22 protein-coding genes are annotated in these 22,321 nt (G+C 33.3%); 7 read left to right on the top strand and 15 right to left on the bottom strand.

What is annotated here, in order from left to right; genetic code table 11:
* Positions 1 to 63 precede the first annotated feature (63 nt).
* From argC to ABJF52_RS06210, 9 genes are all read right to left on the bottom strand, one after another.
* Positions 64 to 1,038, bottom strand: a complete 975-nt coding sequence (gene argC, locus ABJF52_RS06250) for an N-acetyl-gamma-glutamyl-phosphate reductase (protein WP_348147892.1) — start codon at positions 1,036 to 1,038, stop codon at positions 64 to 66.
* Positions 1,031 to 2,221 (bottom strand): argininosuccinate synthase, encoded by a 1,191-nt coding sequence (gene argG / locus ABJF52_RS06245; protein WP_348147889.1) that lies wholly within the window; start codon positions 2,219 to 2,221, stop codon positions 1,031 to 1,033. Before argG ends, argC begins: the two co-directional genes overlap by 8 nt.
* Positions 2,218 to 2,832: a GNAT family N-acetyltransferase gene (locus ABJF52_RS06240; RefSeq protein WP_348147886.1), complete on the bottom strand. Its 615-nt coding sequence runs from the start codon at positions 2,830 to 2,832 to the stop codon at positions 2,218 to 2,220. The genes argG and ABJF52_RS06240 overlap by 4 nt, the downstream gene beginning before the upstream one ends.
* Positions 2,833 to 3,009: 177 nt before the next feature.
* Positions 3,010 to 4,251 (bottom strand): mannosyltransferase, encoded by a 1,242-nt coding sequence (locus ABJF52_RS06235; protein ID WP_348147883.1) that lies wholly within the window; start codon positions 4,249 to 4,251, stop codon positions 3,010 to 3,012.
* 210 nt (positions 4,252 to 4,461) lie between these two features.
* Positions 4,462 to 5,946, bottom strand: a complete 1,485-nt coding sequence (locus tag ABJF52_RS06230) for a cellulose synthase family protein (RefSeq protein WP_348147880.1) — start codon at positions 5,944 to 5,946, stop codon at positions 4,462 to 4,464.
* Positions 5,947 to 5,980: 34 nt separating this feature from the next.
* The gene (locus tag ABJF52_RS06225) at positions 5,981 to 6,676 is read right to left on the bottom strand and encodes a glycosyltransferase family 2 protein (RefSeq protein ID WP_348147877.1); all 696 of its coding nucleotides are present in this window, start codon (positions 6,674 to 6,676) and stop codon (positions 5,981 to 5,983) included.
* A gap of 146 nt (positions 6,677 to 6,822) precedes the next feature.
* Positions 6,823 to 7,308 carry a hypothetical protein gene (locus tag ABJF52_RS06220; protein ID WP_348147874.1) on the bottom strand — a complete coding sequence of 162 codons (486 nt, stop codon included), beginning with the start codon at positions 7,306 to 7,308 and terminating at the stop codon, positions 6,823 to 6,825.
* A 41-nt stretch (positions 7,309 to 7,349) separates the two neighbouring features.
* The gene (locus ABJF52_RS06215; RefSeq protein WP_348147872.1) at positions 7,350 to 8,930 is read right to left on the bottom strand and encodes a 4Fe-4S binding protein; all 1,581 of its coding nucleotides are present in this window, start codon (positions 8,928 to 8,930) and stop codon (positions 7,350 to 7,352) included.
* Between the two features lie 9 nt (positions 8,931 to 8,939).
* Positions 8,940 to 10,286 (bottom strand): FAD/NAD(P)-binding oxidoreductase, encoded by a 1,347-nt coding sequence (locus ABJF52_RS06210; RefSeq protein ID WP_348147869.1) that lies wholly within the window; start codon positions 10,284 to 10,286, stop codon positions 8,940 to 8,942.
* Positions 10,287 to 10,432: 146 nt separating this feature from the next.
* On the opposite strand from ABJF52_RS06210, the gene ABJF52_RS06205 reads away from it, so the two are divergent.
* The 6 genes from ABJF52_RS06205 (at position 10,433) to ABJF52_RS06180 (ending at position 16,506) form a co-directional block, all read left to right on the top strand.
* Positions 10,433 to 11,326 (top strand): hypothetical protein, encoded by an 894-nt coding sequence (locus ABJF52_RS06205; protein ID WP_348147866.1) that lies wholly within the window; start codon positions 10,433 to 10,435, stop codon positions 11,324 to 11,326.
* A gap of 45 nt (positions 11,327 to 11,371) precedes the next feature.
* Positions 11,372 to 12,379: a glycoside hydrolase gene (locus ABJF52_RS06200; protein WP_348147863.1), complete on the top strand. Its 1,008-nt coding sequence runs from the start codon at positions 11,372 to 11,374 to the stop codon at positions 12,377 to 12,379.
* Positions 12,376 to 13,101, top strand: a complete 726-nt coding sequence (locus tag ABJF52_RS06195) for a hypothetical protein (RefSeq protein WP_348147860.1) — start codon at positions 12,376 to 12,378, stop codon at positions 13,099 to 13,101. The genes ABJF52_RS06200 and ABJF52_RS06195 overlap by 4 nt, the downstream gene beginning before the upstream one ends.
* Positions 13,102 to 13,145: 44 nt before the next feature.
* Complete coding sequence (locus ABJF52_RS06190; protein ID WP_348147857.1) at positions 13,146 to 14,369, top strand: POTRA domain-containing protein; 1,224 nt, start codon at positions 13,146 to 13,148, stop codon at positions 14,367 to 14,369.
* A 146-nt stretch (positions 14,370 to 14,515) separates the two neighbouring features.
* A complete protein-coding gene (locus tag ABJF52_RS06185; RefSeq protein ID WP_348147854.1) occupies positions 14,516 to 15,586 on the top strand; it encodes an N-acetylmuramoyl-L-alanine amidase in 1,071 nt (356 codons plus the stop codon).
* Between the two features lie 89 nt (positions 15,587 to 15,675).
* Positions 15,676 to 16,506, top strand: a complete 831-nt coding sequence (locus ABJF52_RS06180) for an endonuclease/exonuclease/phosphatase family protein (RefSeq protein WP_348147851.1) — start codon at positions 15,676 to 15,678, stop codon at positions 16,504 to 16,506.
* 10 nt (positions 16,507 to 16,516) lie between these two features.
* Here the strand turns inward: ABJF52_RS06180 and ABJF52_RS06175 are convergent, their stop codons facing one another.
* From ABJF52_RS06175 to ABJF52_RS06150, 6 genes are all read right to left on the bottom strand, one after another.
* Positions 16,517 to 17,017, bottom strand: coding sequence for a hypothetical protein (locus ABJF52_RS06175; RefSeq protein ID WP_348147848.1), 501 nt, complete (start codon positions 17,015 to 17,017; stop codon positions 16,517 to 16,519).
* Between the two features lie 91 nt (positions 17,018 to 17,108).
* On the bottom strand, positions 17,109 to 17,798 hold the full coding sequence (locus ABJF52_RS06170; protein ID WP_348147845.1) for a TIGR04283 family arsenosugar biosynthesis glycosyltransferase: 690 nt from the start codon (positions 17,796 to 17,798) through the stop codon (positions 17,109 to 17,111).
* Positions 17,799 to 17,802: 4 nt separating this feature from the next.
* Positions 17,803 to 18,549 (bottom strand): DUF547 domain-containing protein, encoded by a 747-nt coding sequence (locus tag ABJF52_RS06165; RefSeq protein WP_348147842.1) that lies wholly within the window; start codon positions 18,547 to 18,549, stop codon positions 17,803 to 17,805.
* Between the two features lie 69 nt (positions 18,550 to 18,618).
* On the bottom strand, positions 18,619 to 19,434 hold the full coding sequence (locus tag ABJF52_RS06160; protein WP_348147839.1) for a purine-nucleoside phosphorylase: 816 nt from the start codon (positions 19,432 to 19,434) through the stop codon (positions 18,619 to 18,621).
* Positions 19,431 to 20,102: a TIGR04282 family arsenosugar biosynthesis glycosyltransferase gene (locus ABJF52_RS06155; RefSeq protein ID WP_348148106.1), complete on the bottom strand. Its 672-nt coding sequence runs from the start codon at positions 20,100 to 20,102 to the stop codon at positions 19,431 to 19,433. The genes ABJF52_RS06160 and ABJF52_RS06155 overlap by 4 nt, the downstream gene beginning before the upstream one ends.
* 56 nt (positions 20,103 to 20,158) lie before the next feature.
* A complete protein-coding gene (locus ABJF52_RS06150) occupies positions 20,159 to 20,683 on the bottom strand; it encodes a rhodanese-like domain-containing protein (RefSeq protein ID WP_348147836.1) in 525 nt (174 codons plus the stop codon).
* Between the two features lie 69 nt (positions 20,684 to 20,752).
* Here ABJF52_RS06150 and ABJF52_RS06145 point away from each other — a divergent pair, with 69 nt between their 5' ends.
* Positions 20,753 to 22,312 (top strand): glycoside hydrolase family 32 protein, encoded by a 1,560-nt coding sequence (locus tag ABJF52_RS06145; RefSeq protein WP_348147833.1) that lies wholly within the window; start codon positions 20,753 to 20,755, stop codon positions 22,310 to 22,312.
* Positions 22,313 to 22,321 lie beyond the last annotated feature (9 nt).

Genomic DNA, 22,321 nt, shown 5'->3' with positions numbered 1-22,321 from the left:
ATTAGTGCCTACTACTCATTAACAAAATTTCTTAGTACTTAATTCATTGTACTTATTACTTTTTTAAAATACTCCTGCTTTTAAATTGAGTCCAATGTTTTCATTTAAGCCAAACATTAAATTCATGTTCTGTACCGCTTGTCCAGATGCACCTTTTAATAAATTATCAATGGCAGAAGTTATTAATAATACACCTTCATGTTTGTGTAAATGAATATGGCATTGATTAGTGTTGACAATTTGTTTCAGATTTATAGGTGCTTCAGCCACTTGCGTGAAAATTGTATCAGCATAAAAATCTTTATATAGCTGTATAGCTTGTTCTACTGTGCCATCAAATTTGGTGTAGGCAGTAGCTAAAATTCCTCTAGTAAAATTTCCTCTATTCGGAAGAAAAAACAATTCACCAGAATCTTTTTGAAAGGATTTTAAACTTTCATTAATTTCACCTAAATGCTGATGAGTAAAAGGCTTGTACCAACTTACATTATTATTCCTCCAACTAAAATGTGAAGTAGCTGAAGGACTAATACCAGCACCAGTACTGCCAGTAACGGCATTTATATGTACATCTTTATCCAATAGACCAACTTTTGCCAATGGTAATAGAGCTAATTGAATTGCTGTAGCAAAACAACCAGGATTAGCAATATAATTTGCCTTTTCAATTTGGGCTTTATTTATTTCGGGTAAACCATATATAAATTCTTTACCTTCAAATATTGCATCTTTTTCAAGCCTAAAATCGTTACTGAGGTCTACAATTTTTGTTGAATTAGAAAAGATATTTTCATGTAAAAATTTGGAGGAATTACCATGACCTAGGCATAGAAATACAACATCTACATTTGGATTTACAGTGCCCGTAAATTTCATTTCAGTTAATCCTAATAAATCAGGATGTGCTGTTGATAGTTTTTTGCCTGCTCTTGTGGTGCTGAAAACAAAATCTATTTCAACTTCTGGATGATTTGAAAGAATTCGAATCAATTCGCCACCTGTATAACCAGAACCACCAATTATTGCTGCCTTAATCATCTTTTTGGTTTACATGATTATAAATCTTTCCTGAATTTGAAAGTATTTTAATAAAGCCTTTTGCATCATCAGCAGACCATCCTTTATTTATTTCACCATAACTGCCAAAAGCATCTGTCATTAAATCATGTTTAGAAGAAATACCTTGTAATCTAAATTGAAATGGATATAGGCCAACAAAAACATCGCCTGATACTGTCTTTTGTGTGTCAGTTAAGAAAGCTTCAATATTTCGCATTACGGCGTCTAAATAATTTCCTTCATGCAAAAGCATTCCATAAAAATTACCTTGTTGTTCTTTTTGGTATTGCTGCCATTTAGTAAGTGTATGTTTTTCTAGTAAATGGTGTGCTTTTATAATAATTAACGACGCAGGTGCTTCAAAACCAACCCTGCCTTTGGTTCCAATAATAGTGTCACCCACATGAATGTCTCTCCCAATAGCATAAGTAGATGCTATTGCTTCTAACTTTTCTATATTGGCAACGGGACTATCTTTTTCTCCATCGATAGCTACTAGTTCTCCTTTTTCAAAAGTAAGTTTTACTTCTGAAGGATTCTTTTCCTGTAATTGACTTGGGTAAGCCGAATCTGGTAATGCTTTTTCTGAAGTTAGCGTTTCTTCCCCACCTACAGATGTTCCCCAAAGGCCTCTATTTATTGAGTATTTTGCTTTTTCCCAAGAATAATCTACACCGTTTTCTTTTAAGTAAGCTATTTCTGCTTCTCTTGCTAAAGAGTTGTCTCTAATAGGAGTAATTATTTCAATTTCAGGGGCAATAATTTGAAAAATCATATCAAATCTTACTTGGTCATTACCAGCACCAGTACTTCCATGAGCAATATATTCTGCACCTACTTCTTTTGCATAGTTCACTATTTCTATGGCTTGAACAATTCGTTCGGCACTTACAGAAAGAGGATAGGTGTTGTTTTTTAATACATTACCGAAAATAAGATACTTTACTACCTTGTCATAAAATGTTTGTACCGCATCTATAGAAGTATAAGATGATGCGCCAAGCTGTAATGCTTTCTCTTTAATTGTTGCAATTTCTTCAGTAGAAAAACCACCTGTATTTACACTTACTGCATGTACTTCGAATCCTTTTTCCTTTGATAAATATTTGGCGCAATACGAAGTATCAAGCCCACCACTGTATGCTAAAACTAATTTTTTCATTTTGTATTTTTCTTTAGGAATATACTTTCCTTTAAACTTTTTAATTTTTGATATACTTTACTATTTGGCTTTTTTGTGCTTTTTGCTTTAACCTTTGGGTCGTATAACATACCAGTACAAAGACACATTTTTTGCTCTGTGCGCGTTAAAACATCAAAATTTTTGCAAGTTTGACACCCTTTCCAAAATTCAGGGTCATCTGTTAATTCCGAAAATGTTACAGGTTTGTAGCCTAATTCGTAATTAATTTTCATTACCGCAAGTCCGGTAGTGATTCCGAATATTTTTGCATCTGGAAATTTACTTGTTGATAGCTTGAAAATCTCATTTTTAATTTTCTTTGCTAAACCTTGATTTCTGTAATCAGGATGTACGATTAAGCCCGAGTTTGCCACATATTTTTCATGTCCCCAAACCTCGATATAACAAAAACCAGCAAATTTATCACCTTCTAAAGCTATTACGGCATTTCCGTTCGAAAGCTTTTTATTGATGTATTCCGGCGTTCTTTTTGCAATACCGGTGCCACGTACTTGTGCAGATTTTGCAATAGTATCGCAAATAATTTGGGCGTACTTAAAATGTGACTCGTTAGCAATAACAATATCCATTGTTGCTACCTGTTTAAATTAAAATTTTTGAATGTGTTTTGTCGAAATGCGGAAATGGACTCACCTTTTTCCATAATAGAAGTGCACCCTTACGGGCGACGACGGCGTAGAGATACCGGACGTGTATTTAATGCGAATATGTAATTCTGTGCTTGCATTGAAAATCAAAAATACAAATTAAATTGAGTCGACAACGTTTGAAGTGGTATTTTTTCGAAAAAAAGGTTTTTGTTTGTTTAGTTTAATGATTTCGTAGCACATATAGCCAAACACAGAAATATATTCAATGGCAAGTAGCCAAAGATTTTCTTTATAGTCCGCTTGGGCGTAAGCGTAATAACTTAGTACTACTGCTGCTGACCAAATTATAGGAAATCTAAAATCAGAAAAAGCACATAATGGCAAAAGAAAGATGATGTACCACGGGTGAACCGTTGTACTTATAAAATAATAGACAGTTAAAACCCAAAGCATGGCCATAAGTAGATTTTTTAACTGTTTATCTACTTTAAAAAGTGCGAATAATAGAACTAAAGCAATAGTAGCATATGGTGTTACTTTACCGTAACTCTTTATAAATTCCCATGGTTTTTGGTCATAATAAATAGCAATCTTTTCAATTAGATTATACGGACCTGCATTAAACTCGAAATTGGAAAACCAGAGGCCTACTGTTTGGGAGTAATTGTTAATAAAGTCTGGGGAGTAAAATGGCATTAAGAATATAACGGATACAATACCCACAATAAAGTAAAATAAAATACTTTTTTTGATACCTAAATATTTAAAGAATAGCGGAAGAAACATTAAAGGCACTAACTTTATTAAAATAGCAAGCGCATATGGTATTGCTGCTACTAACCATTTTTTTACAGATAATAAATAAATGGACCATACAAAAAAGAAGAGCATTACGCCTTCGAAATGGAGATTACCCGTAAGTTCAATTATGACCAATGGATTTAAAAAATACCAAAATATTAAATGTGGTGACTGATTTAGATTTCGCAATAATTTTCTACCAAAATAGAATATACCAATATCTGCTAGTATGATTAATATCCGCATTACTATTGTTGTACCTAGTACAGATTTCCCCCCAAAAAGTGCAGCGATTGCAAATAGAATTTGATTCATGGGAGGATAGTTGCTAAAATGCCTAGCACTTAATGTCCCCATACCATTATAAAGTTCTTTGGCATTCGCGATAACTAAATCTTGTTGTTCTATTAGGGTGTTTGGTACTGCTAAATACGGATTGATAAAATTACTAACCAATTCGCCATCCCAAATAAATCGAAAATAATCTTGTGAAAGACTAGGTTCTGCTGCTATAAACACCAACCGAAATAAGACGCCTACAATTAAAAGGAATTTATAGTTCCATTTTTCAAACTGAATTATCTTGAAACAAAGCATGAAAAGTGCAATAAATAAACAGAGGAGCTTAACAAAATCGGTGCGAGGCAGTTTATAAGCAAATACAAAATAAAATAATAAACTTGCTATTACTAGCAGAATTGGAATTTTGTGAAGTTTGGCGTATGAAAATATACGATTTTGCATTTCAGTTTTAGTCGGTTTGAATAACTGAAAATATGAAAATTAAATTATTTAATAGCGAGAAATTTATGCTCTTGAGGTCAAAGACTTTGTGAATACAAATCCGAAACCTAAAAATAACATGAAGTGAAACGGAAATAACCCGAAATCATTAAGAGGAATCGCACTATACATGCCAAATAAGAAATAAACCATTAATACGGCTTCTATAATCATATTTGGTGAAAGTTTCTTGGCAAGGTACTTATTGCCCTTCCAACTTTCCGTAATACTATTTATATTAAATTTTGGTGTACGTACAAATTCACTGCGTTTACCCATATGCCCCTCTAAAACAGCAATCGTGTTGTGTAAAGAAAAACCTAAGGCTACTGCAAAAAAGGTAAAGAATAGTTTAATGTAATCTATAAATTTATCGAAACTACTGCCTTGTATGCTTTTAAACGTAAACCAATAACAAACAAATAATATTATGGTGCTTAAGACAAAAAACTGAAGTAGTGAGAATACCCAATCCAAATGTGGGTATATAGCTTTTATATACATTGCAGGAATACTCAAAAGGGCTACTAAAAATACACATAGAAACATGGAACTGTTTAGCAAGTGCATTACACCATGAAACTTAGTTTTAAATGATATGTTTTTGGCAGATAAAACACGCCAAACAGATTTTCTAAAATTTTCAGCACCACCTTTATTCCAACGAAATTGTTGTGAACGTGCTGCACTAATTACTACTGGCAATTCAGCAGGAGTTTCAACATCTTCTAAATACTTAAATTTCCAATCTTTTAATTGCGCTCTATAACTTAAGTCAAGATCTTCTGTAAGAGTGTCGCCTTCCCAGTTTCCAGCATCTAGTATACATTCTTTTCTCCAAATTCCAGCAGTTCCATTAAAATTAATAAAATGTCCCTTGGAGCTTCTTCCAACTTGTTCTAACGTAAAATGTGCATCTAATGCAAAAGCTTGAATACGAGTTAAAGTAGAATAATCTCTGTTAATATGGCCCCATCTTGTTTGAACAACACCAATCTCTGCATCTTTAAAATAAATTACAGTTTTCTTTAACCAATCGCTGTCTGGTAAAAAGTCAGCATCAAAAATGGCAATAAAATCACCTTTTGCAATTTCAAGACCTTCTTTTAAGGCACCAGCTTTAAATCCTTGACGGTTAGTTCGTGTAATGTGGGTAATATCCAAACCAGTTTCCCGTAATACTTTTACATGTTTAGCAGTATCAATTACAGTATCATCGGTAGAATCATCTAAAACCTGTATTTCTAATTTGCTTTTTGGGTATTCTATTTTTGAAATGTTCTCTAACAAACGTTCCATTACGTACTCCTCATTATAAACAGGGAGCTGAATGGTTACATATGGTATTTCTTTTGGATCTAGTAAATTGAATTTTGGTGCGGTTTGATTTCTACGTTTGTTGCCTAAGTAGTTGACTAACAAGTTTAACTGCGCAAGACTGTAGAAGAATATGAGCATTAATGAGATGCTATATACGGTTAGAATAATGTATGTAAGAATCAATCCCATAATTACAATCTAAATTTATATAAAAAACTCTATTTTATTTTAGGCTGTACTTGAATATCCAACCCAAGATTTTTATACCAGCAAATATACTACCTTTTACGGTTCCTGATACTTTTGAAACACCAATTCTTTTCTTGTAATGCACTGGTATTTCAGTATATATCAGCTTTTTTTTCAGAGCCTTAAGTTGCATTTCTACCGTCCACCCATAGGTTTTATCTTCCATCTGTAGCGCTAGCAACTTGTCGTACCTTATTGCTCTAAACGGTCCAAGATCAGTAAATGTTGCCTTAAAGAGCAATTTCATTAGACTGGTTGCTAACCAATTACCGAAAATTTGTTGCGGTGTCATGCTGCCTTCTTCTCTAAGTCGCTTTACACGAGCACCAATTACAAAATCAAAACCTTCATTTAATATGGGTGCTACTAGTTTACTTAGTTCTTCCGGATAATCACTATAGTCTCCATCAATAAATACGATAATATGTGGTCTTTCGGATTGCTCTGCTACATAATTCATTCCTTTTAAGCAGGCATATCCATAGCCCATTCGGGCTTCGGAAAGTACTGTAGCACCTGCTTTTTTGGCGTTTTCTACAGTATCATCTGATGAATTATTATTGACTACTATAATTTCCGAAACTATATCAGGAATCTCTTTAATGACTGATGCAATAGAATCAGCTTCATTATATGCGGGAATTATAACTTTAATTATTTTATTTTTCATTGCTGAGACCTATTTAAGGTTCTATTTTTTTCCTTGATTTAGATGCAATGAATTATTGCTTTAGATTAATTTGTATTCGGTGAAGATTTTTTTCCTAGGCTCGAATTAAATGAATGAAAATAATAACTTATGCAAATGTGGTTATATTATCGCAAATCAGTTAATTTATTTTCCCTTTTAAAACTTTTAATGTCATGCCATTCCTTTATTTTTTTGCCTTTGTTGTACCTAATTGCTGAAGCTATTTCACCATTGGTGTATTGAATGCAATACCCGTTTTTAACTCCTGTATTTAATTGACATTTATAGTCGAGCCTCCCATTTTCATCATAATAAAGCCACCAATCCGATTTTCTTCCTTGTGAATAGTGCCCTTCAGTACTTCTTGTTTTGTTAGGGGTGTAGAAATACCAATAAGCAACCCGTTGACCATTTTTATAATGCCCTTTTTCCGCTACATTTCCATTAGAATAGTAAAATTTCCAATAACCAGATTTTACACCGTTTTTTACCCAACCTTCAGATTTCTTTTTGCCAGTTTTATAATATTCCTTGTAATAGCGAATATTCTCTTCGGAAGGATTTCCAAAGAAAAAAATCAATGACGCTAATATTAGGCTTTTATAAATCATTTTATCTAAATCGTATTTGCGTTTATAGGTTTTGGGTTGTTTTACTTCTTGTTTACTAAATCCATTAAATCAACATCATTACCTAATAAAACTTCTGTCGGATTAATACGTCCGGCTTCTGGTCCATTTTCTAACTTTAAAACGCCACGTGGGCAAACAGCTGAACAAATTCCACATCCTACACAACTTGATCGTATTATATTCTCTCCTTTTTGAGCATATGCACGAACGTCAATTCCTTGTTCACAATACGTTGAACAATTACCACATGAAATACATTGGCCACCATTGGTTGTTATTCTAAAGCGCGATTTAAATCGTTGAACAAAACCTAAATAGGCAGCAAGCGGACAACCAAATCTACACCATACTCTATTTCCGAAAATCGGATAAAAGCCAGTGCCAATAACACCTGCGAAAACAGAACCAATAGCTAAGCTATATGTGTTTTGCACACTTTGTGTTTTTATTCCCAAAACTGTGCCAGTTTCTGCAAAGAAACTATACAATGTCATTCCAGTCATTACCAGAGCGAATAGTAAAACTCCGTGAATTAGCCATCTTTCTACCTTCCATGAAAATAATGACTTGCTGGAATGTTGGCGATAAGGATCACCTAAAGTTTCAGCTAAGCCACCACATCCACAAACCCAAGAACAATACCATCTTTTGCCAAAGAAATATACCATTACTGGTACGATTACAACGGTTAAAACTACCCCCCAAACAAGAATAAAAAGTCCAATTCCACCACTATTTAATAGCGATTTTAAATTCCATTGGAAGAAAAAATCATAATCTAAGGGGAAGGCATTTTTAAAATCGTAATACGGCATTTGTAAACGCGTCATGATTTCTGGAATTAGAAATGCAAACACAATTTGAAAAAATAGCACTGAAGTTGTTCGTACCATTTGGTACACGTTATGTCTGTATTTTATATACATTCTAATAGCCATAACAGTCATTACTACACAATACATAAAACCATATACAAACCAATGTCCTGCAGGATTTCCACTTAAAAATTCGCTGATAGGGTCGACCAGAAAAGTCCAATTAACAGCGAACTCAGGCCTAAAATATAATACCAGATAAAAACTAACTAAAAAGATGAAAACTAGCCACGCTACCCAACCTTTATTTGTAGAGCTTTCATGATATACACCATCATTTTTTATGCCCTTTTTGCCAAGTAAAACAACATTGGGTAAAATAAATAGTAATGCGCCGATAATGCCAAAACCAAAAGTTAGCATCCACATTAATCCTTTATTTTCAGCAATGAATCCATTACCAGATGTTTTGCCAATTAGTGTGGCCATATCATGTGGCGATGTGTAGATTACTTTTTTGTATTCTTTATTTTTTCTATGTTGTTTGTTTGCTTCCTCTAGCGCATCCACAATTTTAGGTGAAAGTTGCTGCATGCCATTGAAATCTCTTTCAACTACTTCGGTTTGCATAGATTGGATAAATAGTTCGCTTTTGAAACCTTTATCTGTAACTAATTTGTCAAAATCTTTTTGGTCTAATTTAAACTTGCCTAATAAAGGAAGTGCGGTAAAAAGGCCCAATCCTATTAAGAAAATTATAAGTCCTGTGGTTTTTATGGTTTTCATAGTATTTTTTTAAGCCTTTACAAAAATTCGTTTCCAGCTTTTTTTCTTAGATTTTATATTGGTACCCATTTCAGCATTAAATTTTGACACTATTTGAGATTCATTTTGCGAATAAAACTCAGGGTCAAAGTTGGCATCTTTTAAATACGCTATAATATGTTCCACATTTCTTTCTTCTGTTAACCACCGGTCAAAAATTTTGTGTCGCATGCGAATACCAAAAGTGTTAATCCCTAAAAATTTCCTGGTAATTTTATCATATGAAATAGTAATACTTATGTATTCTTTAGGATGTCGCCAATGAAAGTGTTGTTCGTTGTCTTTTAAACCTCTTTCGCTAAAAACCCAACCATAAGTTTGGTATTCAATGTCTAAGAATTTAGCAGAATTAAACCAATGTCCGGGGTTGTATTCTCGTTTAGCACCACATATAGTTTGGGCTAAAGCCTCACCCATCATTCTACCAGTATACCAAACGGCTTCAATTGGACGCCTGTTTCCAATGGCTTCATGCTGTTCAGCACAATCACCAATAGCAAAAATGTCTTTTATATTAGTTTCTAAGTACCTATTGACCTTAACACCTCTACCTAATTCAATTCCAGAAGATTTTAGGAAGTCAATATTTGGGGCAACACCTGCAGTTAACCCTACTACATCACATGCTATGGTATCGCCTTTATCCGTTGTTATGCTTTTTACCTTGCCATTTTCATCAGAATGTATTTCAACTAAATTGGTTGCGAGGCGTAAATCTATATGATGTTCTAATATATGCTCGTTAATCATCTCCGATTCACCTTTTGGTAATACACCATTCCAGAAACTACTTTCACGAACTAAAAAAGTAACAGGTATTTTTCTACTACGCAGCATTTCTGCTAGTTCTATTCCAATTAAGCCTCCACCTACAATAACAGCATGTTTACATACTTTATTATTGGGTGCGTTTGCTTCTAATTTATCTAAATCTTGTTTGGAATAAAGCCCTTGAACTCCATCTAGGTCCTGTCCTGGCCAACCAAATTTATTTGGTTTAGAACCGGTCGCAATAATTAACTTATCATAGGAAATGGTTTTTCCATCAGATAAAATCAAAGATTTGTTTTCATGTTTTACCTCATTTACAAATCCTTTTACTAAATCTATTCTGTTTTTTTTCCAGAACCAATTTTCATATGGTTGTGTATGCTCAAACTTCATATGCCCCATATAAACATACATTAGGGCAGTTCGTGAGAAGAAATAATCAGTCTCAGCGGAAACTATAGTTATTTTTTTGTCAGAATTCTTTCTTATGTGTCTAGCAGCTGTAACACCAGCAATTCCGTTGCCAATAATAACTATATGTTCCATGTTATTTCGTTCTATTTTAACATTCTGTCGTAACTAAAGGTAATAACTTAATATTTTATTTTTTTTTCGATAATGTTGTTTCTGCACGTAAGTTTTATGCTATATACAGGACTATATAGAACATAATAATAAATAAGCAACCAATAATGAATTTTAAAAAACGTATTTTAATTCTCATTCAATCTGCTGTATTTCTCCTCTTTATTGGGCTTCATGCTCAAGATGAAACTACAGATGATTCAGTAAATAGAAGTAATATTCAACAATACACACCTTCAAAATTAATGGGTAAGGGTCAATGGGATCTTAAGTGGTTTAATAATTTATATACTGAAACGAAGAGCACCTTTAGTGATAATGATATTCCTAGAGCCACGTTTTTTACAGCTACATTAGAGGCATATACGGGAATTGGGCAAAATAAACGATGGAATGTTGGTGCCATAGCGCGTATTCGTAGTAATACCACAAATGATAGACCCGCTTTGGATGTGTTTAAATTTGATGGTGAAGCCACATCAGCTAGGTCTGGGTTAACAGCAATTGCTCCTTCAGTTAAGTTTGTTCCTATTGCTTCACTTAGTAATTTTTCTATTCAGAGCTCATTTTTTATTCCGTTAATTGATAACGAAACTGAAGATGGGGTTTATTTAGAGCAAAATGGATATGTTTGGCAGAACCGTTTTTTTTATGATTATACATTCCCTAGCGAGAAATGGCAATTGTTTTCTGAGTTAAATACCGAACTTAATTTTGGTAACTCTGGTGATAGCTTTGCTAATAATAGTATGAATTTGGCACCTGGTGTTTTCTTGAGTTACTTTCCTAGTTATAAATTCACCATTTTGGCATTAGCTCAGCATTCTCAGCGTATTGATTTAGGTAATAATTTTAGCCAAAACTATACAGCATTGGGTGGAGGAGTAAAATACCAACTTACCCATGCCTTAAATTTAGAAGTATTGTATACTAATTTTGTTCGAGGAAATAATACAGGGCTTGGGCAAACTTTTAATTTGGGTTTACGCGTTATTTTATAGCTTAAACTAATAAAAAAGCTATTTTAGGGGACTAGTTTACTATAAATGAAAAAATTAGGACTTCTTGTATTGGTCTTCTTACAGCTTTCTTGTGCTGGTCAGAAGTTAACGAAAATGAATGGCGTGAGTTTTGTTGCCTCAAGAAATGAGGTTACTCAAGAGCATATTGACCCTGTCGTTGCTTTAAATGCTTCGCATGCAGCAGTGATGCCATTTGGATTTATACGTGATTTAAGTTCGCCAGAAGTAGTATTTAATTCCGAAAGGCAATGGTTTGGAGAAACTAAAAAGGGAGCTAAACAATATGTTGCCTTGTTACATAATAACGGTATAAGTGTTATGTTAAAACCCCAAATTTGGGTTTCTAGAGGGTTGTTTACTGGTAGTATAGTTATGGAGAGTGAAGAGGACTGGCAAATTCTTGAAACATCCTATGCAGATTTTATTACTTCATACGCTGCATTGGCCGAAGCCTCTAAAATAGATGTATTCTGTATTGGTACTGAATTAGAGTTGTTTGTAAAAAACAGACCTGAATTTTGGTCAGAATTAATAGTAAAAGTTAAAGAAGTTTATAAAGGTAAATTAACTTATGCTGCAAATTGGGATGAATACACCAGAACACCATTTTGGTCAGATTTAGATTATATAGGTATAGATGCGTATTTTCCACTTTCTGAAGAAAGAACTCCGACCGTAGAGCAATTAAAACTAGGTTGGCAAAAATGGAAAAAGCCTATCGCTGAATTATCGAAAAAAGTAGATAAGCCCGTTATCTTTACTGAATTTGGTTATCGAAGTATGGATTTTACCGCAAAAAAACCATGGCTTGTAGATCGTAATGAAGATCAAGTAAATTTTGAAGGACAAGCAATTGCGACTAAAGTACTTTTCGAAGAGTTTTGGGAAGAAGATTGGTTTGCTGGAGGTTATGTTTGGAAATGGTTTGTTAATCATGATAAAGTTGGTGGTGCTGAGGATAACCGGTTTACACCACAAAATAAAAAAGCCGAAGAAGTAATTCGAAATCATTTTAAATCGAATTCATTTTGAGATACGCCATTATATTTTTGGGAATCTTATGTTTTAGCTGTTCGGTTGATAAGGAGGTTTTGTCCGGTACCTTAGAAGCTGCTATAAATGAAACTGCAATTGTTAGAGATAATATCATTGCCTGCGCAGCAAGCAATGTAAATGATGACCGAACCAGTGTTTTCCTTTATCCGCGTGTAGGCGCAACCAATATTCGATATTTTGAAACCAGGTCTGCGACTTCAGATAAAAACGATTTTTCTGAATATGATGAGTATGATGTAAATCCGCAAGACGTTTTTAATGGCTATTTAAAAAAGATTGAAACTAGGGTTGAAGAAGGAGCTTGGGTTATTGTGACTTTTGAAGAAGATGATAAAGTTCATCTTTGCAACCCAATTCGTATAAAAAAAGATTCCAAACCCACCGAAGTTCTTAATGATGGTATTACAATTACAAATTCTAGAATGCCTACTTTTTCATGGCCGGAAGGTATATATGATGATACCATAATTTATTTTCAAGTTGTTTCAGATGCTAATGACAACCTTCTGTCTGGCACTTATACAGAAGACAGAACATTTCAGTATTATAATACAATAAATGTAGTTTTAAATGTAACTCGAGAAACTCCGCCCGAACTAGAATATAACTTAGATTATAATTTTACTTTAATGGGGGTTAGCGAAGATAATTGGGTAAATCTTTTTGTAGAGATACCTTTTGTATTAGAAGAGGATTAGGGTTTGCTTTTATGAAATATTTTTGCTTCTTATGGTTTTCTCTTATGAGTTTGACGATTTGTGCTCAAACTTACATAGCTGACGTTGTTTTTGAAGGGACCAAAAGAACTAAACCTTCGTTCTTAAAAAATTTAATTAAAACTACTCCGGGTTCAGTACTTGATTCCACACAAATTGAAAATGATGTTCAGTATTTAAAACGATTACCATCGATTTCTAATGCTGATTTTGAACTGAGTTATGATAGTGAAAAAAGTGCAAAAGTATTATTTACTATTATTGAGAATTATACACTAATACCTTTTGCGAGCATTTATACTTCTAGCAATGACGAATTTGCATTTAGAATTGGATTACAAGAATTTAATTTTTTGGGAAGGAATATTACCCTAGGAGCTTTTTATCAATATGATGTTTTTAATTCTTATGGACTGCAAGTTAAAGCACCATATTTGCTTGGTCGTAAATGGGGCTTGTCTTTGGATTATCACGATTTAAAAACCTTAGAGCCAATTTTTTTCGATGATACCGCTGCTGATTATAGCTACAATAATAAAGCAATAGAATTGCTTGCATTACATCAAATAAATTTTAGAAATCAATTGTCATTTGGTGGTGGTTTTTTTACGGAGAACTATGAATATATTTCAGGTGCAACTAGTGTAGATGTCCCGCGAGCGCTAAAAATAGATAAAGCGCTTTTTAAATTAATTCATCAATATGATGGAGTAGATTACGACTATCAATTATTAAATGGCTTTCGAAATACTTTTAATTTTCAATATGTTAAAGCTATTAAAACAGACTTTCCAAGTTTTGTTATTGCCTTTAATGATTTAATTTATTACCGAGAATTATGGCATAAAGGTGTTTGGGCAAATCGATTAAGAATGGGACTTTCATCAAATGAAAAAACTCCATTTGCTCCTTTTTCGGTAGATAACAATATTAATATTAGGGGCGTTGGGAATACTATTGATCGTGGTACAGGTACGGTGGTTTTAAATACAGAATATCGTCATAATTTTATTGATAAAGATTGGTTTATTTTACAAGGAAATTTCTTTATTGATGCTGGAACATGGCGAAATCCTGGTGGGAATTTCGACGATTTTACGCACGAAGACAATATTAGAGTGTATCCCGGTTTGGGTCTTCGCTTTGTGCATAAAAGAATCTTTAATGCTGTATTTAGAATAGACTATGGGCATGGAATAACCAAAGGTGCTTCTCGCGGAATAGTATTTGGTATTGGGCAATATTTTTAGGTTATGTATTCTTTTTTATAATTGTTAAGTAAATCGTTAACTAATTTTTGAGATTGACTTCTTGGTTTTCATTTGCTTATGTAATTTTGTAAACGAACGATGTTCATTTAGGCATTGTTTTTGGTTTCTTCATGCAAAAAGTATCAATGGGCGTACTGAAAATTAAAAATACATTTAAAGGAATATTCATTTTAACCATTTTTTTCGGTGGACAAATTTTAGCACAAGATTCTTTAGCTACTGTAAAAGCCGAAACTGGTGATGGTATTCTGTTGTTATTGCGAAAACAGGGACTTCATCCTTATGATTATTTTGATGAGTTTGTTGCGCTAAATATTGAAAACCTTAGAGATAGTGTGCATTTATATGCTGGAAGAACTTATAAAATTCCAAATGCAAAATTAGACACGGTACCCGTAGTTGCTGAAATTCAAAAACAAACAACCGAAATTAAAAAAGTAGTAGGCAAAGAATATGAAATCTTTGGAAAGAAACATTCAGCTGTAGTTTCTCAAAGCGAACGTTTAAAAGGAGCAGTGTATTACTTAGTAGCTGGGCACGGAGGCCCAGACCCTGGTGCTATGGCAGTGTATGGTGGAAAGTCTATTGCCGAAGATGAGTATGCTTATGATATTACCTTACGTTTGGCTAAAGAATTATTATCTCATGGTGCTACAGTTTACATTATTATAAGAGATCCTAACGATGGTATTCGTGATGAAAGAATTTTAAAGATAGATCATGATGAAGTTGCCTATTTAGATAAAGTAATTCCATTAAATCAGGTTGCTCGATTAAAACAACGTGTGGATATTATAAATCAACTCCATAGTAAAAATAGAGGCAAATTTCAACGCTTGCTTGTTACTCATGTAGATAGTAGAAGTGTAGGACAGAACATCGATGTTTTTTTTTATCATCATAAAAATAGCAAGAATGGGAAAAAGCTTGCTGAAAGCATACATAAAACTTTTCACAAAAAATATAAAAAGTATCAGCCCAATAGAACCTATACCGGCACTTTTGGTGATCGAACAGGCCTGTATATGGTCAGAAGGACCGACCCTGCTATGGCTTATATAGAAATAGGGAATATTAGAAATAAGAAGGATCAGCGTAGAATTCTAGATCCAGATAATCGACAAGCACTTGCAAAATGGATTTCTGAAGGTGTAATACTAGACTTTGAAAGTGGTGAAATAGGTAGGATTAGGTAGTGTTAGACAGTAATGAAACGAGTTCTTTTTACTTATTTTTTGTTTTTGTAAACTGTAGTGCACAAGAAGAACCTAAAACATTTAAAGTAATGGCCTGGAATATACTTCATGGGGCCAATGATATTGAAAATGGTCCTCAGAATGCCATCCAAATTATAGAAGAAATAGACCCTGATGTTATTTTGATGATAGAAACCTACGGGTCTGGCAAAATGATTGCAGATTCGTTGGGATTAAACTTTCATTTAGTAGCTCCAAAGGGTACAGCTTTAGATGACAAAAGCACAAACTTGTCTATTTATTCAAAATTTCCTTTTGGTGAACGATTAGATACTGAATTCCCCTTTTATTTAGGTGGAACGGAAATTTTAATTAGAGGACAAAAAATAAGATTTCTTACGAATTGGTTTCATTATCTGCCGTGGAACGATGAGCCGGAAAAAATGGGCAAAACAGTTGAAGAATTACTTGAATGGGAAAGAACGGAAACAAGATACTCCATGATTCAAAAGATTTTGCCCTATTTAAAAAATTATACAGCAGAGGCAGATTCTATTCCTTTAATATTTGGAGGTGATATGAATTCGCCCTCACATTTGGATTGGGGTCTTGAGACAAAGCGAATTCATAAGGGGCTCGTTGTGCCTTGGTACAGTACAAAAATTTTAGAAGATATAGGCTTAATTGATAGTTATAGAGCAATTAACGAAAGCCCTATTGCTTCGCCTGGTATCACTTGGGATGCCATAGAAAAAAATGATGAGCATAGAATAGATTATATTTTTTACAAAGGTTCCAAATTAAAAGCAGTAGCGTCAAAATCGTATATGGCTTTTTTAAATGAACCAATTATTATTCATGGTAAATCTATCATATATCCTTCGGATCATGGTATTGTAGTTACCCTTTTTGAATATTGAAAGCTGTTAACTAGAAACTTGCTCGCAACATAAATGAATTATGTACGGGATTCCCAAAAGTTGTGTTGGTGCCATTGTAGGTTCTAGCTCGATAGCCTAGTTCCAATAATAAATTGGGATTCGCTTCATAACCAACACCCCCAAACATATTTATCTGTTTAGATTCAAACAAACCATTTTCCTGATTTATTCCAAATACTGCTTCGGGTCCGGCAAATAAATAAAGATTTTCATTGATGTGTCGTTTCAACAAAAACGATGAATTCGTAAATTCATGGGTGCCAAATTTGTTATAGAAATGTTGAATTTCAACCTGATTTTTCTTTACAATCTGGAAATTAATTTGTAGATTTTTGAATATTTCTCCATTCACACCTTCTGGGAAACTTAAGCCCTTAAAAGTAAGGAGGTCACTTTGAGTTCTTAGGTTATTTGGTTTTTCAATAGTTTTTTGAGCACCCATATTTGCCGAAAAAAGAAAAGTAAGTACAAAGAATAGAATTGCTCTCATTTTAAATTTTAGTCAGGACGGATATATAAATATATAACATGCTGAGTAATAATGGGTATAATCGAATGTAATCGATATTTTGTTAACAGATTTAAACTGCGATTTTTCTTAAATAATACTCATGTAATTTTTTAGGTCCGGCACCAGTATAATTTTTAAAATGCATAACGCCAAAATAGTATTGGAGTTTTACAGTGCCAATTTCCTCATATCGCCGTGCGGAAGTAATTACATGCCGAGGTAGGATTTTAAAATCAATTATTTCATAGAGTCGGTCAGTAAATTCATTGTCCTCATAAACATCATAACTCTCGTTAAAACCTCCGGTTAGCTCAAATAATTCTTTAGTGATAAATAAAGATTGGTCACCTCCGCGACAAATTTTGAAATTGAGTTTGGTCATCCATGCAAAAAAACTTAGGAATGTATTCTTTGTATCGAATTTCATTCTAAAACATCCCGCCTGACTATTGGCATGAACTGCACTTAAAATTGAACTGTCGAAATTTTTGGGTGGTAGCGTGTCAACATGTAAAAAGTAAAGTATATTTCCTATGGCATATTTTGCGCCACAATTTAGTTGTCTAGACCTTCCTTTTACTGATTGAATTACTTTAGCACCAGATTCTTTTGCAATTGTAATTGTTTGATCCGTACTGCCGCCATCTACAACAATAATCTCCTTTATGTTTCGCTTGTCAGAATTTTGCTTTAGATAAGTTAGCAAGCTAGCAATAATACTGGCTTCATTAAAAACTGGTATTATTATACTTATGGACATGGAATTAACGTGCTTGATTTAAGCCCCAATCGTATTTTAAATATGATATTTTAGAATCATTAGAAGCTCTCGAAGTAGCATATTTATTTAGATAATCAATTAACGATCCATTGTCCGTAAAATCAGATTTGTACCATTTGAAAATGTTGGACAATTGAACTTTGTCTTCTGTTATTTTATTCCTTGTCGTGTCATTAATAAAATCTACCGTAGCAGCTTCTAATTGTTCTTCCATGGTACTGGGAAGAAAGGCGGTATTTATTAATTTAGGACAGGAATATGAAGCACAATTAATCGCAAAATGAATACGTGGTTCATCCATTTTACGGAGAATTTTATGCTCTATGCTACCTAGTGAGAATTTCTTTCCTCCAATAAGTACCCATTTTTTATCCCAAGGACTATTAATGTCTTTTATGCTCTTAAGTGGATAGTTATCCAGAATTAATTTTACGGTGGCGGCGTTATATAAATTTATGTAATACGCTAATTTTTCGTTCTTAGACCAATTATCATCAGGGGTATTTTTGTTTAGTAATTCCAAATAGATTTCTAAATCAGCTTTATCTGCAACGAAACTGGCGTAATCGACATTGCCTTCAGAATCTACATGTTTGGCTAATAAGGTGTTCCATAACGTATGATTGGCAACTTTATAGTCTGTAACAGTTTCATTTTTAAAACTATTAGCATAGTTAGTACCAATAAACATTGAAATACCTAAAACTGTAAAAATTATGGTCTTGAACATAGCAATCTGTTTTGTTTCAGTATTTAGTTCAATAGTTGTTCCAAACCTTACAAAATACCAGAATTTTTGTTAAACTACTTTTATAAGTTCACTAAAGAGTTTAACCATTTTTGGTTCGGTTTCTTCAGCTATTTTTATGATTTCGTCGATATTAGCGGGCTGTAGGTTGTCCGGGTCACATTCGTCAGTTAATACAGAGACCGCTACAATTGGTAATTTTAAATGGTTGGCTACTATTACTTCAGGCAGAGTACTCATTCCTACTGCATCTGAACCTATAATTTTAAGCATTCTATATTCGGCTTTAGTTTCCAATTGTGGACCAACAACAGAAGCATAAACACCGGTTTTCAGATTAATTCCTTCTTTTTCGGCTATTGACATTAATTTTTTACGCATATCTATATCATAAGGCTCCATCATATCCACAAATCGCTCTCCAAATTGAGATACGTTTTTAAATGCCAACGGGGAGCCACCTTGTAGATTAATGTGGTCTTCTATTAGCATAATATCACCTTTTTTATAATCTAGGTTTATGGCACCTGCGGCATTAGAAATAAATAATTTTTTAATACCTAATTGATGCATTATTCGAATGGGGTAGGTGATGACCTGAAAGTCATAGCCCTCATACAAATGAAAACGACCCTGCATTACCACAACTTTTTTATTTTCTATTGTGCCAAATATCAATTTACCAGAATGAAATTCAACCGTCGCAAGTGGAAAAAATGGAATTTGATTGTAATGGGCGACAATCGGATTCTCAATAATTTCAACTAGATTCCCTAATCCAGTGCCTAAAACAATGCCTATTTCTGGGCTATCAAACCCTCTTTCTTTTAAATAGGCCGCAGATTCATCTAATTGCTTTTGTGTCATACTTTCATATGTTTTATAAAAGGATAAAAAACTTCGATATTTTCAATGTCTTCATAAACGTCAATGTCATTTCGTGTGTCGAGCAAGGCTAATTTTTCATCTGCTAAATCTTTTAAAGAATTTTCAAGAACTGTTGCCGTTCCCCAATCTTTATTCTGAAAGAGATTTGAATTAAAATTTTTCATGCCTAATAAATAATATCCACCATCATCTGCTGGTCCTAATACAAAATCATTATTATCTAAAGTTGAAAATGCCGATTCAATATCACTTTGACTTAAATCATACATATCACTACCTATAACGATAATTTTCTCAAAACCTGATGTAAATCCATCTTGGAAGGCATTAGCCATTCTATCCCCTAAATTATCACCAGTCTGTAATTTTTTATCATAATATAGCGAATCCCAAATGTCGTCTTCCCAAATTTCTTCGGAATAATAAACATGTTTTGCAACGTTTAAATTTTGAGTAAAGCTAACCGTATGTTTCAATAGAAACTTATAAATTTCTAATGCCGATTCATTCCCAATTTTAGCTGCTAGTCGGGTTTTACATTTTCCTAATTCTGGATTGCGCGTAAATATGAGCAATAAGTTTTTAGAGTTTATTAAACTAAAATGAACAGTTTTTTTGTCTGTTTTTTGCTGTTTTTGTACCAAAATTCCCAATATGAATATATTTTAAAGCCCATTCAAGACATTAAATTGTCTGAAATGTCTTATCGCTTATTTTTCTTTTTGTCGTAAACTTTTTCGCCAGCTGTCAATAATTTGCCCCATTGTTTGTTAAATGCATGAACGCGTTCAGTTTTTGTGCCAAGCGTATCGTAGACTATATTCCCCTTATTTTTCCATTCAAATATTCCGCCATATAGATTCTTTACGTTTGAGTAACCTGCTTTTTTTAGTTTTTCTCCAATATCTTCTGAACGAACACCAATAGAACAATACACAACTACTTCACTATCAGTATCTGGAATTCTATGTTTAATTGAATCAATTTCGAAATTTTTGTATCCAACCCAAATCGCATTTTCGAGGTGACTAACATTAAACTCTACTTTTTCTCTGGTATCAAGTAAAATAATATTGTTTGTGTCCTCTAAGTTTTCAACATAAGTGTAAGGAACGCTTTCTTTGTTCAATTGTCGTAAAGTACGATCTATCTTGGTTTGCCCAAATGCCGTAAAAACAGTTGATAAAATAAATAGTATTATTAATGCTTTATTCAAAATGTGTTTCATTTTAACGGCAAATATACTATATTATCAATGTTATAAGTCGATTGAAATAGCCTCTAAAAATACTACCATATGAAAAAATTACTGTTTCTGTTTTTATTTGCACTATTCATTAATTCGTGTAAAGAGACAAAAAAACAGAGCTTAGAAAAAGCTGTAAGTGAGAATGTAGATTCGCTCTATTACAGTGAACCTTATCGTTCTCAATATCATTTTACACCCGAGAAAAGTTGGATGAACGATCCAAATGGAATGGTTTATCATAAAGGAATTTATCATTTATTTTATCAGTACTACCCAGACGATATTGTATGGGGACCAATGCACTGGGGTCACGCAACTAGTGCCGATTTAGTTCATTGGAAACACAAACCAATAGCCTTATACCCCGATGAATTAGGTTTAATTTTTTCTGGTGGAGCTGTATTGGATAAACAAAATACTTCTGGTTTTGGGTCTTTAGAGAACCCACCTTTAGTTGCTGTTTACACCTATCATTTAATGGAAGGAGAAAAGGCTGGAAGAAAAGATTTTCAAACACAGGGTATTGCTTATAGTTTAGATAATGGAGACTCGTGGGTGAAATATGAGGGAAATCCCGTAATTGGCAATTCTGATATTAAAGATTTTAGAGACCCGAAAGTAATGTGGCATGAGCCGTCTAAAAATTGGATTATAACCTTGGTTGCCGGTGATCACGCACAGTTTTACAGTTCTAAAGATTTAAAATCTTGGACAATGACAGGAAAGTTTGGAATAGACAAAGGAGCACATGGAGGGGTGTGGGAATGTCCAGATTTGTTTAAATTGAAAGTTGGTGATACCAATCAAGAAAAATGGGTGCTATTAATTAGTATAAACCCAGGTGCCCCAAATGGTGGAAGTGGTACACAATATTTTGTTGGAGATTTTGATGGTAAAACTTTTACTACACAGCAAAAAGATACTAAATGGCTAGACTGGGGTACTGATAATTATGCAGGAGTAACATATGATAATACACCTGATAATGAACGTATTTTTATTGGTTGGATGAGTAATTGGACCTATGCTAGAGATACACCAACCGAAAAATGGCGAAGTGCTATGACAGTTGCAAGAAAATTAACTTTAGAGAAATTTGATGATGATATTAGCTTAATAAATTATCCTATTGAAAATCTCAGCACAATAGTTTCAAAGGGTGAACCAAAAAATGTAACACTACCAAGTAATAAAAAAGAATTGTTTTATTTCGAAAATTTGAATCAGTCAGAAGTAGTATTTAAAACTAAAACGAAAGATTTTCAGTTAAAACTTAGTAATGAGTTAAATGAAGAGGTGATTTTTGCTCTTGATAGTGAAGATAAATTGGCTATATTAGATAGAACCAAATCTGGTAAAACTGACTTTCAAGAAGATTTTGGAAGTATTCAAAAGATGCCAATAGGTAATTTGCCAGAAAAAGAATTTGAAGTGCGAATATTAATGGATAAATCATCCATAGAAATATTCTTAAACGGTGGTCAATTTGTAATGACCGCGCAACTTTTTCCAAACAAGGCTTATAGTAATTTGTCTGTTGAAAATAAAGGTGATTCTGAGATGTTGATTAAAGAATTGTACTTAAATAAAATTAGAAGAATTTGGTAGTGAATTAAG

Origin of the sequence: Aurantibacter sp. (genome assembly GCF_039941195.1) — a bacterium.
GTDB lineage: Bacteria > Bacteroidota > Bacteroidia > Flavobacteriales > Flavobacteriaceae > Aurantibacter_A.
Note: the sequence above shows the minus strand (reverse complement) of the source record. Positions and strands in the feature narration are given on the sequence as shown.

Bases quoted from the DNA above. Each gene is read 5' to 3' on its own strand.
- argC (WP_348147892.1), bottom strand. From the start codon at position 1,038: ATGATTAAGGCAGCAATAATTGGTGGTTCTGGTTATACAGGTGGCGAA.
- argG (WP_348147889.1), bottom strand. From the start codon at position 2,221: ATGAAAAAATTAGTTTTAGCATACAGTGGTGGGCTTGATACTTCGTAT.
- ABJF52_RS06240 (WP_348147886.1), bottom strand. From the start codon at position 2,832: ATGGATATTGTTATTGCTAACGAGTCACATTTTAAGTACGCCCAAATT.
- ABJF52_RS06235 (WP_348147883.1), bottom strand. From the start codon at position 4,251: ATGCTTTGTTTCAAGATAATTCAGTTTGAAAAATGGAACTATAAATTC.
- ABJF52_RS06230 (WP_348147880.1), bottom strand. From the start codon at position 5,946: ATGGGATTGATTCTTACATACATTATTCTAACCGTATATAGCATCTCA.
- ABJF52_RS06225 (WP_348147877.1), bottom strand. From the start codon at position 6,676: ATGAAAAATAAAATAATTAAAGTTATAATTCCCGCATATAATGAAGCT.
- ABJF52_RS06220 (WP_348147874.1), bottom strand. From the start codon at position 7,308: ATGATTTATAAAAGCCTAATATTAGCGTCATTGATTTTTTTCTTTGGA.
- ABJF52_RS06215 (WP_348147872.1), bottom strand. From the start codon at position 8,930: ATGAAAACCATAAAAACCACAGGACTTATAATTTTCTTAATAGGATTG.
- ABJF52_RS06210 (WP_348147869.1), bottom strand. From the start codon at position 10,286: ATGGAACATATAGTTATTATTGGCAACGGAATTGCTGGTGTTACAGCT.
- ABJF52_RS06205 (WP_348147866.1), top strand. From the start codon at position 10,433: ATGAATTTTAAAAAACGTATTTTAATTCTCATTCAATCTGCTGTATTT.
- ABJF52_RS06200 (WP_348147863.1), top strand. From the start codon at position 11,372: ATGAAAAAATTAGGACTTCTTGTATTGGTCTTCTTACAGCTTTCTTGT.
- ABJF52_RS06190 (WP_348147857.1), top strand. From the start codon at position 13,146: ATGAGTTTGACGATTTGTGCTCAAACTTACATAGCTGACGTTGTTTTT.
- ABJF52_RS06185 (WP_348147854.1), top strand. From the start codon at position 14,516: ATGGGCGTACTGAAAATTAAAAATACATTTAAAGGAATATTCATTTTA.
- ABJF52_RS06180 (WP_348147851.1), top strand. From the start codon at position 15,676: ATGGCCTGGAATATACTTCATGGGGCCAATGATATTGAAAATGGTCCT.
- ABJF52_RS06175 (WP_348147848.1), bottom strand. From the start codon at position 17,017: ATGAGAGCAATTCTATTCTTTGTACTTACTTTTCTTTTTTCGGCAAAT.
- ABJF52_RS06170 (WP_348147845.1), bottom strand. From the start codon at position 17,798: ATGTCCATAAGTATAATAATACCAGTTTTTAATGAAGCCAGTATTATT.
- ABJF52_RS06165 (WP_348147842.1), bottom strand. From the start codon at position 18,549: ATGTTCAAGACCATAATTTTTACAGTTTTAGGTATTTCAATGTTTATT.
- ABJF52_RS06160 (WP_348147839.1), bottom strand. From the start codon at position 19,434: ATGACACAAAAGCAATTAGATGAATCTGCGGCCTATTTAAAAGAAAGA.
- ABJF52_RS06150 (WP_348147836.1), bottom strand. From the start codon at position 20,683: ATGAAACACATTTTGAATAAAGCATTAATAATACTATTTATTTTATCA.
- ABJF52_RS06145 (WP_348147833.1), top strand. From the start codon at position 20,753: ATGAAAAAATTACTGTTTCTGTTTTTATTTGCACTATTCATTAATTCG.